This window comes from Sphaerisporangium sp. NPDC049002, from assembly GCF_040649355.1.
GTDB lineage: Bacteria > Actinomycetota > Actinomycetes > Streptosporangiales > Streptosporangiaceae > Sphaerisporangium.
In genome coordinates this window covers 1-15491 of sequence record NZ_JBEZFH010000184.1, presented here as the reverse complement: position 1 = coordinate 15491, position 15491 = coordinate 1, and the positions used below count along the sequence as shown (strand labels likewise).

Annotated in this window: 9 protein-coding genes and 1 pseudogene; 2 read left to right on the top strand and 8 right to left on the bottom strand. The window is 70.4% G+C overall.

Annotated features, from left to right (window positions below; genetic code table 11):
- Positions 1 to 120 precede the first annotated feature (120 nt).
- From AB0B89_RS28145 to AB0B89_RS28120, 6 genes are all read right to left on the bottom strand, one after another.
- Positions 121 to 789 (bottom strand): DNA methyltransferase, encoded by a 669-nt coding sequence (locus AB0B89_RS28145; protein ID WP_358558854.1) that lies wholly within the window; start codon positions 787 to 789, stop codon positions 121 to 123.
- A gap of 4 nt (positions 790 to 793) precedes the next feature.
- Positions 794 to 2053: an MFS transporter gene (locus tag AB0B89_RS28140; protein ID WP_358558852.1), complete on the bottom strand. Its 1260-nt coding sequence runs from the start codon at positions 2051 to 2053 to the stop codon at positions 794 to 796.
- Positions 2054 to 2079: 26 nt separating this feature from the next.
- Complete coding sequence (locus AB0B89_RS28135) at positions 2080 to 3342, bottom strand: hypothetical protein (protein WP_358558850.1); 1263 nt, start codon at positions 3340 to 3342, stop codon at positions 2080 to 2082.
- On the bottom strand, positions 3339 to 5372 hold the full coding sequence (gene epsC, locus AB0B89_RS28130; RefSeq protein ID WP_358558848.1) for a serine O-acetyltransferase EpsC: 2034 nt from the start codon (positions 5370 to 5372) through the stop codon (positions 3339 to 3341). Before epsC ends, AB0B89_RS28135 begins: the two co-directional genes overlap by 4 nt.
- Positions 5372 to 5596, bottom strand: coding sequence for a tautomerase family protein (locus AB0B89_RS28125; RefSeq protein ID WP_358558846.1), 225 nt, complete (start codon positions 5594 to 5596; stop codon positions 5372 to 5374). The genes epsC and AB0B89_RS28125 overlap by 1 nt, the downstream gene beginning before the upstream one ends.
- A gap of 69 nt (positions 5597 to 5665) precedes the next feature.
- Positions 5666 to 9586: an amino acid adenylation domain-containing protein gene (locus AB0B89_RS28120; protein WP_358558844.1), complete on the bottom strand. Its 3921-nt coding sequence runs from the start codon at positions 9584 to 9586 to the stop codon at positions 5666 to 5668.
- A gap of 518 nt (positions 9587 to 10104) precedes the next feature.
- On the opposite strand from AB0B89_RS28120, the pseudogene thrS reads away from it, so the two are divergent.
- Positions 10105 to 11382: pseudogene (gene thrS, locus AB0B89_RS28115) on the top strand (threonine--tRNA ligase); the annotation flags it as partial.
- 75 nt (positions 11383 to 11457) lie between these two features.
- A complete protein-coding gene (locus AB0B89_RS28110) occupies positions 11458 to 12216 on the top strand; it encodes an FMN-binding negative transcriptional regulator (RefSeq protein WP_358558842.1) in 759 nt (252 codons plus the stop codon).
- Between the two features lie 59 nt (positions 12217 to 12275).
- Here the strand turns inward: AB0B89_RS28110 and pepN are convergent, their stop codons facing one another.
- Positions 12276 to 14816 carry an aminopeptidase N gene (gene pepN, locus AB0B89_RS28105; protein WP_358558840.1) on the bottom strand — a complete coding sequence of 847 codons (2541 nt, stop codon included), beginning with the start codon at positions 14814 to 14816 and terminating at the stop codon, positions 12276 to 12278.
- Between the two features lie 75 nt (positions 14817 to 14891).
- Positions 14892 to 15302, bottom strand: coding sequence for a hypothetical protein (locus tag AB0B89_RS28100; protein WP_358558838.1), 411 nt, complete (start codon positions 15300 to 15302; stop codon positions 14892 to 14894).
- Positions 15303 to 15491: the final 189 nt, after the last annotated feature.

Sequence of the window (15491 nt, the reverse complement as noted above, 5' to 3'; positions counted from 1 at the left end):
GTGGAGCTGTGAGTGAGGTTCGTGACCCATCGGTGAGGAGCAGGTCCGGCGTACGCCCGGCAAAGGGGCCGAGCGAACCAATGATGACGGCGACTCCGGCGACCGCCCGGCGTGACGCCGTTATTTCGTGGCCACCAGCAGGTACTCGTGCGAGCGGTTGGTCACCATCGGGTCGTCGTCGCTGACCGGCCGGTCGTAGCAGTGGATCCGCTCGTCCCCGAGGGTCAGATGCCGGCCGAGCACCCGGGCGACGTCCCAGGCCAGCGGCACGAACGCGCCCGCCAGCCGGCGGTTCTGCACGGCCAGCACCGCCCGCGCGCCGGGGCGCATGACCCTCGCCACGGCGGTGAAGGCCTCGTCGATCGCGCTCAGGTACTGCTCGTAGTCCCGCAGCGCGTAGAACTGACCGTCCACGGTGGAGTCCGTGTCCAGGTTCGTACCGAAGTACGGCAGGTCCGCCAGGACGAAGTCCACCGACTCCTCCGGCAACGGCGGGGTACGGGCGTCCGCGCACAGCATCGTCTGACCCGGATAGTCCTTCAGGCGCTGACGTGCCTGCTCCGCGCGCTCGGGTGAGACTTCCAGGCCGATTCCCTTCCGGGACTCGACCGCGCACGCGACCAGCGTGGTCCCCCAGCCGGCGAACGGGTCGAGCACGACGTCACCCGGCCGGCTCATCTCCACGATCAGCGGCCGTAACTGGCTCACCCAGCCACACTGGCCGGCGGCCTCCGGCAGCGTGTACGCGGGGTCCTCCCCCTGCAGGACATGCCAACTTGATCTGCCCATCAGTTCACGACAACCTTTCGATCGAATTTTCCGGCTCCCGGGCCGACGCGTCCAAGGCCGGCTCTTCCCGGGGCGCCGGCACGGCCGGGACGTACGGATGGACGGCCTCGACGGGAAGCCGGGGTTCCAGGCGGAGCAACGTGAGGGCCGAGCACGCGACGCCTCCCGCGAGCACGAGCCACATGGAGGTCACCGACAGGCTCAGCAGCGTGGTCAGCACGGCCGGAGCCAGCGCGATCGGAATGGCCCAGGAGAACTGGTAGACCGCCATGTACCTGCCGCGGGTCTCCTCCGGAGCCGCGCTCGACACCAGCGCGGACAGCGGCGCGCCGTGCAGCATCTCCCCCAGCGTGAACAGCGCCGTCGCGGCGAAGACCCCGATCAGCTGCACCTGCGCGGGGACCCCGGCCAGAATGGCGAACGCCACGAACGACACCGAGAACATGGCGGCGCCGAACGCGGCGGTGCGGGTGCGCCGGTACCGGATCAGCCGCCGCGTCACCGGGATCTGCAACAGCGCGATGCCGACGGTGTTGACCGCGTACAGCACGCCGACCAGCGACGCGGACACGCCCAGGTCCTGGGTGACGTACACGGGCAGCGCCACCGACAGCACCATGTAGCCGAAGGCGGTCGGCACGTTCTGCAGCGTCAGCACCAGGAACGTGCGGTCGCGCAGGATGAGCCGGTATCCCCCCTTCCTGGGGGCGCTCGTGTCCGTCCGGACGTTCACACGGGGGACCGGGATCGTACGGAAGATCAGCGCGGCGGCGACGAACGCGACCGCGCTGACGACGACGATCCCCTGGTAGGCGGCGTCGCTGCCCAGTCCGAGCGCGGCGCCGGCGATGAGGCCGCCCGCGCCGAGGCCGGCGTTGCGCAGGCTGCGCTGAGCGGCGAGCAGTTTGTCGCGGTCCGCGCCCTGCGTGATCGCGGCGACGAGCGACTGGATCGACGGCGGGTACGAGCCGTCGCCGAGCGCCACCAGCGCCACCGCGAGGAACATCGCCACCGGCGACTCCACCAGCGGGTAGGTCGCGAATCCCACGGCGCGCACCACGTAGCCGCCCACGACGACGGCCCGCGCGCCGAACCGGTCGACGAGCACGCCCGCGACCGGGTTGCTGACCAGGCTGAGCAGCGCCGCCGCGGTCATGATGACGCCGACCCGTTCGATCGGCATCCCGGTGACGTGGTGGAAGAACAGCAGGGACAGGGGCAGGAACATGCCGCTGCCGGTGGCGTCGATCACCATGCCGGCCATGTAACGCACCTGCGTGGACGGGCGTCTCACGACGGTACCGCCACGACCCGCACCTGTTCCTCCAGCCGCGCGCCGAGCGAGCGCAACCTGCGCTCGCACTCCGCGCGCGTGGGGGCCGAGGCGATGACGACGGTCAGGAAGTCGGCCGAGCCCGCGGCGGGCGGGACCACCTGGCCCGTGCGGGCGTAGAGCCAGAAGTGCTCCACCCAGGGTTCCTGCGGGGCGTCGGGCAGCGAGTGGATCAGTCCCGGCCGCTTCATCATCAGCACCTGACCGGCCATGCGCGCCGGCTTCGGCCGCCGCCCGGAACGCACGACCTGCTCCACGTCGGGCAACGACAGGCCGAGCTGGGCACGGATGGAGTTCTCGGCGAGGTTGACCCCGAACAGGGTGTGGAAGACCTCGCGGATCTTCCCGCCGCCGGACCGGCAGGCGATCTCGCACAGCACCAGCCGGTCGTCCGGCGTGTGGAAGATCTCCGCGTGGAAGGCGTGGTCACGCAGGTGCCCACCGGGCAGGCGCAGCGCCGCGAGCGTCTGGTCGGTCAGCTCCAGGAGGCGGTCGGTGAGCGGGTCGTCCGGGTCGAGTGCCAGGTCGACCCGGGAACCGGGATCGCTGCCGAAGGAGGCGAGCTCGTACTGGTACTGGGACGGCCAGACCAGCACGGTCTCGCCGTTCACCACCAGCCCGTCCACATGGCACATCCGGCCGGGGATGTACGCCTCCAGCAGCAGGTCGTCGCGCGGCGAACCGTACGCCTCGGCGAGGAAGTCCGTCAGGGCGTCCCGGTCGCGCAGGATGCGCAGGCCGATGGAGTTGAAGCTGGTCCTGTTCTTGAACACCAGGGGGAACCCGTGGACTTCGGCGAAGGCCAGCACGTCCGCCTCGGTGCGCGGCACGGTGTGCGGCGCGACCTCCACGCCGGCCCGTACGGCGTGTTCCTTCATCAGGGCCTTGTCGCGGAACGGCAGCACGTCGGCGGCCCGGGGGCCGGGCAGCCCGAGTCGCTCGCGCAGGGTGGCTACGCGCAGCACGTCGGCCTCGTGCTCCCCGATCAGGTGCGTGGTGCCGTACTCGGCGGCGAGCCGTACGACCCGCTCGGCCACCTGTTCGTCGTCGTCGAAGGTCTCCAGGTGCGTGTAGCCGAGGTTCCCCACCGGCACCTGCTCGCCGAACGGCTCGAACCTGTCGCGGGCGGCGAGGATCACCACCGGGCCCTCGTAGTCGCGCAGCCAGCGGTGGTAGGGGAACGGCTCCAGGGGGCTGCGGTGCACGATGAGGACGCTCATGCCCGTACCCCCGCCGGTGATCCGGCCTCGGCCACGTTCGCGAGCCAGACGCGCCCGTCCTCGCCCGCCACCCAGATCCGGATGGTCTCGTCGATGACCTCAGCGCCGCGCCGGATCGCCGCGGTCGTGTCGGAGGCGGTGACCGCGACCAGGCCGAGCCGGTCCCAGTTGTCGCGTATGGCGTGGACCGTGTCCCCGGGTTTGGCGGTGATGCGCACAGCCAGCACGCCGTCCTGCGCCGCGGCGTTCTCGGCGCCCTCGACCGACTCGACCCGTCCGGGCCCGCTGACCAGGAACCGTACGCTCGCCCCGGCATGCGCCTCCGGCCGGTCGGGCAGCTCGGCGACCAGCCCGAACGGCCAGCCCAGCGCGTACTCGGTCAGGTCGACGCCGTAGGCGCCGCGCACCAGCTCCGGAATCGCGTCGCCGGCGATGCGGTTGTGGCTCTCGATGATCACCGGGCCGCGCTCGCCGATCCTCAGCTCGGTGTGCGTGACGCCGTCCCGGAGCCCGATCAGGTCCAGGAAGCGGCTCAGGCTCGCGCGGATCTCCTCCTGCGCCGGTTCCTCCAGCCGGGCAGGTATGGCGTGGCCGAGCTCGGCGAAGCGATCGGCGTGCACGAACTTCTCGGTGATCGCCACGACGACGTGGCGGCCAGCGAAGCTGAACGCCTCGACGCTGAACTCCGGTCCCTCGACGTACTCCTCCATGAGGAAGTCCTGCAGCAGGTACATCGTCGAGACGCGGTCGGTCCGCGTGCCGCGCAGGCCCTCGACCGTGGTCCAGATCCGCTCGGCGTCCTCGGGGCCGCCGACCCGGAAGACGCCGATGCCGGCGGTCGCGTCGGTTGGCTTGACGATGAACGGGTAGCCGTGGGCGGCTCCGAAGGAGTCCAGGTCCTCGCGCCGCAGGAGCGGCGCGGCGGCCACCGCGGACGGATCGCGCTCCGCCAGGTGCCGGCGCATGGCGAGCTTGTCGCGCAGCCTCCTGGTGACCTCGTAGCCGGTGCCGTCCAGCCCGAACAGGTCGTTGACCCGCCCCGCGTTCTCCAGCCCGGGCTCGGTGATGGAGACCGCGACGCGGAACCCCGGCTCCTCCCGCAACTCCCTGGCGACGGGCTCGACGGCCGCCCAGTCGGTGTAGTCCACGACGCGGAGGACGTCGGCGAGCTCCTCCTGCTCGGAGCTGACCTTGCTGGGGTGCTGGAGCAACAGGACGCTCAGGCCGAGTTCCTTGGCCTTGCGTACGGTCTCATCGGTGGCACCGACTATCAGGACCGTGCTGTCCGGATTCATCGATCCATTCCTTTCGTCGGGTGGTCGGGACAGGGGGGCTCGGGCGGCGAGCGGATCGGCGATGGGGAGCGAAATGCCACTCGGGAGCGGGTCGGCGGCGGGGGCGAGCGGATCGGGGGCGGCGGCGAGCGGGGCGGCGGCGGGCGTCGGGGTTGTGCGGCGGGGGGACACGGCCCCCAGCGGGGCGAGGGCGCGCGCGCCGGCGGGCACGTCCCCGAGGACGAGCGCACGCGCCCCGACGACGGCGTCGTCTCCCACGTGTACGGGCCCGAGAACGGTCGCGCCGACACCCAGCACCACGCGGGCGCCGATCACCGGGTGCCGCCGTTCCCCCGCGGCACGCCGTTTGTCGCGCCACCAGCCGACCGCCCCCAGGGTTACCTGGTGGTAGAGGGTCACGTCGTCGCCCACGACGGCGGTCTCCCCGACCACCACGGCCGCGCCGTGGTCGACGAACACCCTCCGCCCGAGCACCGCGCCGGGGTGGATCTCCACCCCGGTGATCCCGCGCGCGAGCAGCATCAGCAGCCGGGCCGGCAACCGCCGGCCGCGCCGGTACAGCGGGTGGGCTACCCGGTACAGCCACATCGCCGGAAGCACCGGGTGGAGCAACGCCTCCCGCCGGCTACGGACGGACGGATCGCGCTCGGCGATCGTCCGCAGGTCCTCCCCCAGGAGGCGCAGCAGCCCCGGCGGCCCTTCTCCGCGCGGCGTCAGCGCTTGATCGTCGGTCATCAGTAGTTCGGCGTCTTACGCAGCAGGTGCTTGCGTCCGACGATCTCCGGCCCGTAGACCAGTCCGTCCCACTCTTCTGCCGCGACCGGTTCCAGAGCGATGGATATGACGCCCTCGTCGCATCCGAGGGCGTCCCGTACGGCTCCGCTCACCGCGGCGACCAGCGCGGCCTCCTGCTCGTCGCTCAACGGCTGCGGAAAGTACTTGATATTCACATGCGGCATCTTCCGCTCCTCGGTGTCCGCCTCGGCGGGTGGAACATCCTCCGGCCGACACGGGTTGTCGATGAAAATTCACGCGCCCAGCGCGTGACGTACGGTTCGCAGCAACTCGTCAAGGCCCGGCTCCTTGAGAAGGCTGTAGTGATCGGCTTCCAGATCGACGACGGCCGGCGGTTCCGAGAAATGCCCGTCGCCGTTCTCGATGAACGACGGTTCGTCGCCCCTGGCTTTCAGTATCGTGATCGGAGCGTTTATCCGCCGCTCCGCCGGATCCCCGGGGTGATATTTCATCTGATACGTCCGGCGTACGGTCCGGACTATTCTTCGCACCAGATCGGGGTCGAGCCCCCCGAAATTCGCCCCGACGAACGACACGAATCCGTCCTCGTCCTCGACCTCCTTCAGGCAGGCGTCGAGCAGCGGCCCGTCGATGCCTCCGGCGAAGACCGAGAAGAGAATGGTCAGGTATTTACGGTTGGTGTAGACGGGTTCGTCGCCGCCGCCGGGCTCGTCGCCCGCCCGGACCCGCGGCGACCCTGGGGCGATGAGCACGAGGCTCTCGACCTGCTCACCCATCTGTTCGAGCTGCCGGGCCGCCTCGAAGGCGACGCGCGCGCCGAAGGAGTACCCCCAGAGCATGTACGGCCCCTCAGGCTGGAGCCGCTTGATGGCCCTGACATCCTCCGCGGCCATTTCTTGGACGGTGGAATACGGAACCTCGTCTTCATTGATCCCGTGGGCCTGCACACCATAGAAAGGCCGGTCGACGCCTGTCTTTTCCGCCAGCGGCCTGAGGTTCATGGTATAGCCGCCCAGACCGGGCCAACAATAGATGGGATTCTTCGATCCTGCGGTCTTCAGCCCGACCAGACGCGATGAAGGCCTCGCGCCGTCGGCGTCGACCTCGATCAGGAGTTTCTCCACGGTCGGAGACGTGAACACCACCTGCATCGGGAGCGAACACTGGAACTCGTCGTTGATTCTACTGACGAGCGCCATCGCGATCAGCGAGTTTCCCCCGGACAAGAAGAAGTCGTCCCGGACCGAGACCTTCTCCCGCTTCAGCACCCTTCCCCAGACGCGAGCGATGCGTTCCTCGTCCTTCGTCCGGGGAGCGACGAAAGGCTCGTCGGAGGAGACGGCGTCGGCCAGGTCCCACGCTTCCAGCGCCCTAGAGTCGATCTTCCCGTTCGCCGTGCGCGGCAGCCTGTCGAGGATCACGACCCTGTTCGGCAGCATGTAGTCCGGCAGGAAACCGATCAGATCATCTCTGATCATCTCCGTCGGACCCCTCATGTGGACGGAGTCCTCCTTCATCCCCGTGCTCAGCACCTGCTCGTCGCTGACGCGACCGCCGACGGCGAAGTAGAACGGGCCAGGTTCTCCGCCGCAGGCGCGCAGGATGCTCTCCATCCGCCGCGCCGACGGCAGGTCGTGGCCCGTCCTGGAGCCATAACCGGAGGGCATGAAGCCGAAGCCCAGGTCGTTCATCTGCAGGCGGTGGAGCTTCCGGCCGAGGTCGAGGTAGCCGAGCCAGTGCGGGCCCGGTCTCCCGACCAGCGCGATCCCGAAGGCGGACCGCTGGTAGACCTGCTGGTTGATGGCCACGACATGCTTTCTCAGGATCATGTCGTCGGAGACCCCGCGCAGGTCGCCGTCCACGTACCGGTAGAGCCCCCCGGCCAGCCCCGCCACCTTTCCGGGGTGGGCCTGCACGTAGACGTCGAGCGAGTCCGCGGGCCTCGGCCCGGCGTACGGCACCGCCTCGAACGTGCCGAGATAGTCGTCCTCGTCCGCGCACTCAAGCTGTTCCTTCGTCTCGGGCGCGTAGCCGAGGGCCCTGATGTCGAGACCGTGGTCGGGGAGGATCTCCTCGAACAGGCCGACCATGTGGCCGGCCTCCATTTCGAGGACCTCGCGGACGTTCTTCTTGTAGATCGGCTCGATCGCCCGCCGCTTCCCCATGAAGTGGATCTTCAGGTGCGGGGCCGGCTCGGCCGGCTTCTCCCGGATCAGGATCAGCTGATGCCGTACGGGGTGGTAGTAGTGGAATCCGGGCCGCACGCCGTCGAGGCCGTTGATCTCCAGGTACATCTGCGTCGCGTAGAGGGATCCGGGGGAGGCGTAGCCGTACTTCGGCAGCAGCCGGTCGTCACTGGAGAACTGCCCGAAATATCGGAGGATCTCCCCGAGCTCGGCGAGGCCCAGCGTGGAAAGGCCACGCGGACGGGCACCCGCGCCGCTCCTTCCGAGCAGGCGGACTATGTCGTCCTTCGTGACCTCGCCGCCCTCGAAGAAGCGGTAGGTCTTGCGGGCGAAGACCCGCGCGCGCTGCTCCTCGGTCGGTGTCCTGCCGGGGAGGTCGGCCACCGCCTTGCCCCTGGTCTCCGCGTCGTCCCGGCACCCCCCGTCGGACAACTGCGCGAGCACCTGGAGCCTGCTCTCCTTCGACAGGTGGTGGGTGCCGTGGTCGCCCTGGTCCATCAGGGCCGCTTCCTTCGGATTCAGCTCGACGTAGGCGACAAGGTGCTGGAAGCCGGTGACGGGGTCGTCCTTGACGACGACCGCCGCGTTCCGCACCCAGTCGTGGCCCTCGATGCCCAGCCTGATCTCGTCCAGCTCGATCCGGAAACCCCGCAGCTTCACCTGGTTGTCGACGCGGCCGACGAACTGCAGGGTGCCGTCGGCGTTCCAGTAGGCGAGGTCACCGGTCCGGTAGAGCCGGGAGGACCCGCGATCCGTGTAGAACGGGTTGTCGACGAACCTCTCCGCGGTCAGGTCGGGCCGGTGCAGGTAGCCCCGCGCGAGCTGGACCCCGCCGATGTACAGCTCGCCGACCTCGCCGGGGGCGACCGGCCGCCGATCACCGTCGAGAACGTAGAACTGGGTGTCGTACGCGGGCGTGCCTATCGAGATCGTCTGGCCGCCGTCCGCGACGGAGTCCCGGTCGACGGTGAAGCTGGAGGAGTTGATGGTGCACTCGGTCGGCCCGTACAGGTTGACCAGCTCACAGCCGGGCAGCACGTCCAGGCAGCGCAGCGCGAGGGGCCGGGAAAGGGCCTCCCCACCGCTGAAGAGCTGGGTGAGCGACGTGCACTCCCCCAGCCGCTCGGTGTCCAGCAGCGCCTGCAGCAGGGTCGGGACGCACTGCAACGTGGTCACGCCGTGGGCCACGACGGTGTCGACGAGCCGTTCGGGGTCACGGTAGACGCCGGGGCCGCCCATGACGACCGTGCTGCCGCAGGCGGGGGCCAGGATCTCCCACTGCGCCGCGTCGAAGCTCATGGGGGTCTTCTGCAGGACGACCCGGTCCCGGTCGATCCGGTGGACGGTGTTCAGCCACCGCATCTGGTGGACGATGGCGCGGTGCTCGATCACCACCCCTTTGGGCTTGCCCGTGCTGCCGGAGGTGTAGACGACGTACGCCGCGTCGCCGGGGTCGATGCCGCTGCCACCCCCGGGGGCGCCGCTCGATTCTGGCGACAGCGCGTCCGGCGCGTCCAGGACGACTATCCGCGTTCCCCGCGGTGCCAGCTCCGTCAGCCGCCCCACGAGCCCCCGCTGGGTGAGGATGACCTCGGTGCGGGAGTCCTCGATGATGTAGCGCAGCCGCTCCTCGGGATAATCGGGGGAGAGCGGCAGGTAGGCGCCACCGGAGCACAGGATTCCCCACACGCCCGTCATCAGCTCGATCGACGGCTCGACGAACACGCCGATGCAGTCGTCGACGGCCACGCCGAGACGCCGCAGGTGGGCGGCCAGGTCCGCGCTGCGCTCAGCGAGCTCGCGGTAGGTGAGGCGCTCGTCGCCGTAGACGCACGCCGTACGGTCCGGCTGTGCCCGCACGTGCTCCCAGAGCAGTTCCGGCAGGCATTCTTCGCCGGGAAGCCGGATTCGTCTCCCGTCGATCTCCCCGGCGACCAGGTCCCCTCTGTCCGGCGCCATCGGGCGTACGGCCTCGCCGCTCGCTGCGATGGCACCCTGCGTTTTCACCTGGTGAATATCGTCAAGGCTCATATGGCCTCCTCGTTCTGATGGCGCAGGGGCGGGTTCCGCCGCTCACGAAGCGTGCGGGCCGTAGTCCACACCTCGGTTCGCCGGGAGGCCTGACCACGGCCGGCCCCCCGGCCGCCTCGCCATCCGAGGCAGGCCGAACGGGCGCGTCACCGCATCGGCGACAGCGTCCAATTCGGCACGCAACTTCCTAAGTGTGGACATGCGGATCATCGTGGACGGCCTCCGACTCGGCCCGCATCTTCCTGAGTGCGGAATTTCGCCGTCCGGAAGGCTCCCCTGCCACAGGTCCTGCCGGCGTGCCTCGACGGGCCGGGCAACTCGGGCTCACCAGGTGGTCGGCGGTGAGGCCGAGGGACGTGTTGACGACACCTGTGGGGGTCGCCACGTGTCTGCTAGCGTTGCGGGCATGAAGCGCGCTGCTGTGACGACGACGCCGGAGAGTGTCCCGGCGCGCTGACAGATGACTTAGTCGAAGCCCCGGGGCGAGTGCCCCGGGGCTTCGCCGTCTGGTCACTCGCCTCACCATCCGCGAGGAGACCACGATGCACGATCACCGCAAGCTCGGCCGCGAGCTGGGTCTGTTCGACACCGACCCCCTGATCGGCGCTGGGCTGCCGTACTGGTTGCCCGCCGGTGCGACCGTACGGCACACCCTTGAGGAGTACATCCGCGGCGCCGAGCGCCGGGCGGGCTACCAGCATGTGTACTCGCCCGTTCTGGGCAAGCGGGAGCTGTACGAGATCTCCGGGCACTGGTCGCACTACAGCGACGACATGTTCCCCCCGATGGATCTCGGCGGCGAGCAGGTCGTGCTGCGGCCGAGCCTGTGCCCGCACCACGCGCTGATGTACCGCTCCCGTTCTCACAGCTACCGGGAGCTGCCCCTGCGGATGGCCGAGCTGGGAGGCATGTACCGCGCGGAGTTGTCAGGGGTGCTCGGCGGGCTGACCCGCGTACGGGCGATCCAGCTCAATGACGCGCACATCTTCTGCACCCTGGACCAGGTGGCCGACGAGGCGCGGGCGGCGCTGGAGCTGATCCGCCGGGCGTACGGCGCTCTCGGCATCCGCCCGGCCCGCTACCGGCTGTCCCTGCCGGGGCCGGGGGGCAAGTACGTCGCCGCCCCTGACATGTGGGAACGGGCCACCGCCCTGCTGACCGACGTCCTCGACCGTTCCGGTGTCGCCTACGAGGCCGCGGAAGGGGAGGCGGCGTTCTACGGCCCGAAGATCGACGTCCAGATCGCCGACAGCGCCGGCCGCGAGGCCACCCTGTCCACCGTGCAGGTCGACTTCCACCAGCCCGAGCGGTTCGATCTGCACTACATCGGCCAGGACGGCGCCAGACACCGGCCGGTCATGGTGCACCGCAGCATCATCGGCAGCGTGGAGAGGGCCGTCGCGCACCTCATCGAGCAGCACGGCGGCGCCTTCCCCGCCTGGCTCGCCCCCACCCAGCTGGTGGTCCTCCCGATCTCCGAGGCGGAGATGCCGCAGGCCGGCGGGCTCGTCCAGCGGTGCGCCGGCCGGGGACTGCGCGCTGAGATCGCCGGGCCGGAGCACGGCACCCTGGGCGCCCGCGTCCGGGCGGCCCGGCTCGTGCCGTACCAGGCGGTGATCGGCGCCAAGGAGGCCGCCGACGACCAGGTCGCCGTGCGTCTGCGTGACGGGCGCCGCCTGGACGTCCTGCCCGCCTCCGAGGTCCTGGCCCGCATCGGCGCCCTCGTCGACGCTCACAGCACCGATCTGTGGGACACCGATACCCACGCGTAGAACCGGCCGGGCAGCACCTGGGTCCGGCGCCTCGTCCGGCGTGGTCACGGATGGGCGGGGGCCGAGCATGAACCGATGGCCACCTTCGGCTCCTCGCGCTGTGAGGCGGTGGTCGCTGCGGCCCGTGCCACGCTCGGTGACGCGGAAGCATGCGAGAGCATGGGATTCCCGCGTCGCCCGATCGGAGTGATCATGTACGTCCCCCAGCACTTCTCCGCGCCCGACCTCCCGTCCGTCCATGAGCTTCTCGACCGCTCGGGAGCCTCGGATCTGATCACCTGGACCCCTCGCGGGATCATGGCGACCTTGCTTCCGTTCGTGTTCGACCCGGCCGCCGGGGAGCAGGGCGCTCTGCTGGGGCACCTGGCCAGGAACAACGAGCAGTGGCGCCACGGCTCGGACGCCGAGGCCCTGGTCATCGTGCGGGGACCCGACGCGTACGTCACCCCGTCGTGGTACGCCGCCAAGCGTGAGCACGGGCGCGTCGTCCCGACCTGGAACTACGTCACCGCGCACGTCTACGGCAGGCTCGTCACCCACGACGACCCCGACTGGACCGAGTCGCTCGTGAGGCGCCTCACCGGCAAGCACGAGTCGGCCCGGCCGGAGCCGTGGTCGGTGGACGACGCGCCCGAAGCCTTCATCAAGGGACAGCTACGCGCGATCGTCGGCGTGGAGGTCGTCATCACGCGGATCGAGGCGAAGTGGAAGCTCAGCCAGAACCGCGGCTCCGCCGACATCGACGGCGTCGCCACGGGACTGCTCGCCGGGACCGGGCAGGACCACCTGGTCGCGGAGGCCATGCGCGAGGCCGAGCGGCGAACCGCGGGCTGAGCACGACCGGGCCGTCACAAAGCTTGGGTACCTCCGGCCGCGGAGCGTCCGAGGTACCTCTACAAGGCGTCGCGCGCCTGGGTGCGGAGCGTGCGGGCCAGTTCGTCGCGGCCCTCCAGTACGAGCCGCCGCAGCCAGCCCGGCGGCTCGGCGCTCGCGAGGTAGTCGTCGGTGCGCGCGATGGTCTCCTGTGACACCACCCTCGACGGGTACGCCGCCCTCGCGAACGCCTGGGTGAACTCGCTCGGCCACCGGCCCACGACCGACTCAAGGACCGCGAAGTACCTGTCGACATAGGGCACGAGCAGCTCGGCGTGGTCAGGCTCGCGGAAGCCGTCGAGGGTCGCGCCGAGGATCGCGGTGGACAGCTCGCCCGAGACGATCCGCCGCCACGCCTCGGCCTTGCCTTCCGGGGTTCCGATCGCCGCCCGGCAGGCCGCGGCGCTGCGCTGGCCGCCCGCGGTGGCGTCCCTGCCCAGCTCGGCGTCGATCTCGGCGTGACCTGCCCGGCCGTGGACGACCAGCCGCCGCAGCAGCGCCCATCGCAGGTCGGTGTCCACCGCCAGCCCCGGCAGCTCGGCCGACCCGTCGAGGTGCCCGGCCACCACCTCAAGGTGCTCGGGGGCGCCGGCGAGCGTGGCGAACGCCTGCACGTAGGCCAGTTGCCCCTCGCCGCCCGGCTCGGCGGCCTCGGCCAGGCCGAGCAGGCCGCCGGCGAGCGCGCGCAGGCAGCTCGCCCGCCCCGCCGGGTCGGTGTGCTGCCGGGCCGCCACACGCGCCTGCTCCAGCAGTGTCCGCACGATCGAGGCGACGCGAACCGAGCCCACGCCGGACAGCACCAGCGAGACGTAGTCGCGGGCGGGCAGCTCGGCGTCGCGCACCATGTCCCAGGCGATCGTCCAGCACACCGCCTGCGCCAGCGGATCGGCGATCTCCCCGATCGCGGACACCATGGTGCGCAGCGAATGCGGGTCGAGCCGTACCTTGGCGTAGGTCAGGTCGTCGTCGTTGAGCAGCAGCAGATCGGGCCGCGTCTCACCGAGGAGCTCGCCGACCTCGGTGCGCTCGCCCGCGATGTCCAGCTCGACGCGCCGCCGCCGCGCAAGGCCGGTCGGCCCCCGCTCGTACAACCCGATCGCGATGCGGTGCGAGCGCAGCGTCGGGTGGGCGGCGGGCGCGGACTGCAGTACGGCGAACGAGGTGAACCGTCCGTCCGCGTCGAGGTCGAACGCGGGGCGCAGCGTGTTCGGCCCCTCGGTCTCTAGCCACTCGCTCGACCAGCCGGCGAGGCTGCGGCCGGACTCCTCCTCCAGCGCCTTGAGCAGGTCGGCGAGGGTGGTGCTGCCCCAGGCGTGCCGCTGGAAGTACCGGCGCAGGCCCCCCATGAAGTCGTCGAAGCCGATCGCGGCTACCAGTTGCTTGAGCACCGAGGCGCCCTTCTGGTACGTGATCGCGTCGAAGTTCACCTCCATGGCCCTGATGTCGATGATGTCGGCGGCGATCGGATGGGTCGACGGCAACTGGTCCTGCCGGCAGGCGTGGGCCTTGTAGCTGTCGGCGAAGGTCGCCCATGCCCCGGTCCAGCGGGTGGAGGAGACCTGGGCGAGCGTCGCGGCGTAGGTGGCGAAGGACTCGTTCAGCCAGAGGTCGTCCCACCACCGCATGGTGACCAGGTCGCCGAACCACATGTGCGCCATCTCGTGCAGGATCGTGTTGGCCCTGCGCTCGTACACGGCGTCGGTGACCTTGGACCGGAAGACGTACTCCTCCTTGAAGGTCACGCAGCCGGGGTTCTCCATCGCGCCGAAGTTGGTCTCGGGCACGAACAGCTGGTCGTACTTGCCGAACGGGTACGGCAGCCGGAAGGCCCGCTGGTAGAAGTCGAGGCCTCTCCGGGTGACGTCGAAGATGGCCTCGGCGTCCAGATGCCCGGCGAGCGAGGCCCGGCAGAACAGCCGCATGGGGATGCGCTGCCCGTCAGGCCCGAGGTACTCCCCCGCCACCCCGTGGTACGGCCCGGCGACCACCGCGCCGATGTAGGTCGGCAGCGGCGGCGTCGGGGGAAAGTGCCAGCGCCGCGCGTCGCCGAGCGGCTCGCACGCGGACTCGGCCGTGTTGGATACGACCTCCCAGCCGACCGGCGCGACCACGGTGAACTGGAACGTCGCCTTGAGATCGGGCTGGTCGAAGCAGGCGAACACGCGCTGCGCGTCGGCGGTGGCGAACTGGCTGTGCAGGTAGACCTCGCCGTCGACGGGATCGGTGAAGCGGTGCAGCCCCTGCCCGGTGTGCGAGTACGCGCAGTCGGCGGCCACCCGCAGCTCGTTCTCCCCGGCGAGGCGGGGCAGCGGGATCCGCCCGGTCTCCGGGTCGTACAGCCCGGGGTCGATCGCGGTCCCGTTGAGGACCACCTCGCCCACCTCGGCGTCCACCAGGTCGCAGAACACCTCGGCCCCCGGCTCGGCGCAGCGGAACCGCACCAGGGTGGTGGATCTGAACCGATCGGGACCCGTCGTCAGGTCGAGCTCGACCTCGTAGGAGTCGACCGTCAGCAGTCGCGTGCGCTCCAGCGCCTCATCGCGTGTCAGATTCCCAGCCACGCGGCCACCCTAGCCGCAGGCCGCTCGCCCCACCGCCCAGCCGGTCACGCCTCCCGGCGCCGGGGACCCATCCGGTCATCGGCCGGTGCTTCGGCGCCTGAGCGAGGCCGCGAGCCACGCGACAAGGCCGACTCCGCAGAAGGCGGCCGGGAACAACAACAGCGCGCCCACGGCCCACGGGCCGCTGTCGTCTGACGTCGCGGCGTCGAGGGTCCAGGACGCCCACATGACGCCCCCGATCACGAGCGTGCCGATGACGGGATGGCCACGCCACCCGGCGAAAGCGGCGAGGATCGCAAGGACGATGACCAGCCCGGCTATCTGCCACGCCTCGTAGGGACCGCTGACGCCGCCGTCCGGGCCGACGTCCCTTTCTCGGTGCCACCCGAGCCACGCGAGGTGGTTCACCAGGGTCGCCGCCGCCAGGAGCACCCCGATCGCGGCCCTCCCCAGAAGGCGATGCCCGCGCCGACCTCCGTCGCTCATCACGGCTCGCTCTCTTCCGGCACCGGGGGATGAGGCCGTCAAGGTCATCGGGAGAGACCGTCACGGCCTTGGTCGTCGAAGCATATAGAGGGTCGGGTCAGACATCCCTGGAGCTGGGCTGTCAAGCGGCAAAATCGTTCTGTCGGTGTGACCAGGCGGTTGCTTGGTCGTAGGGGGTGTGTGTTTTGA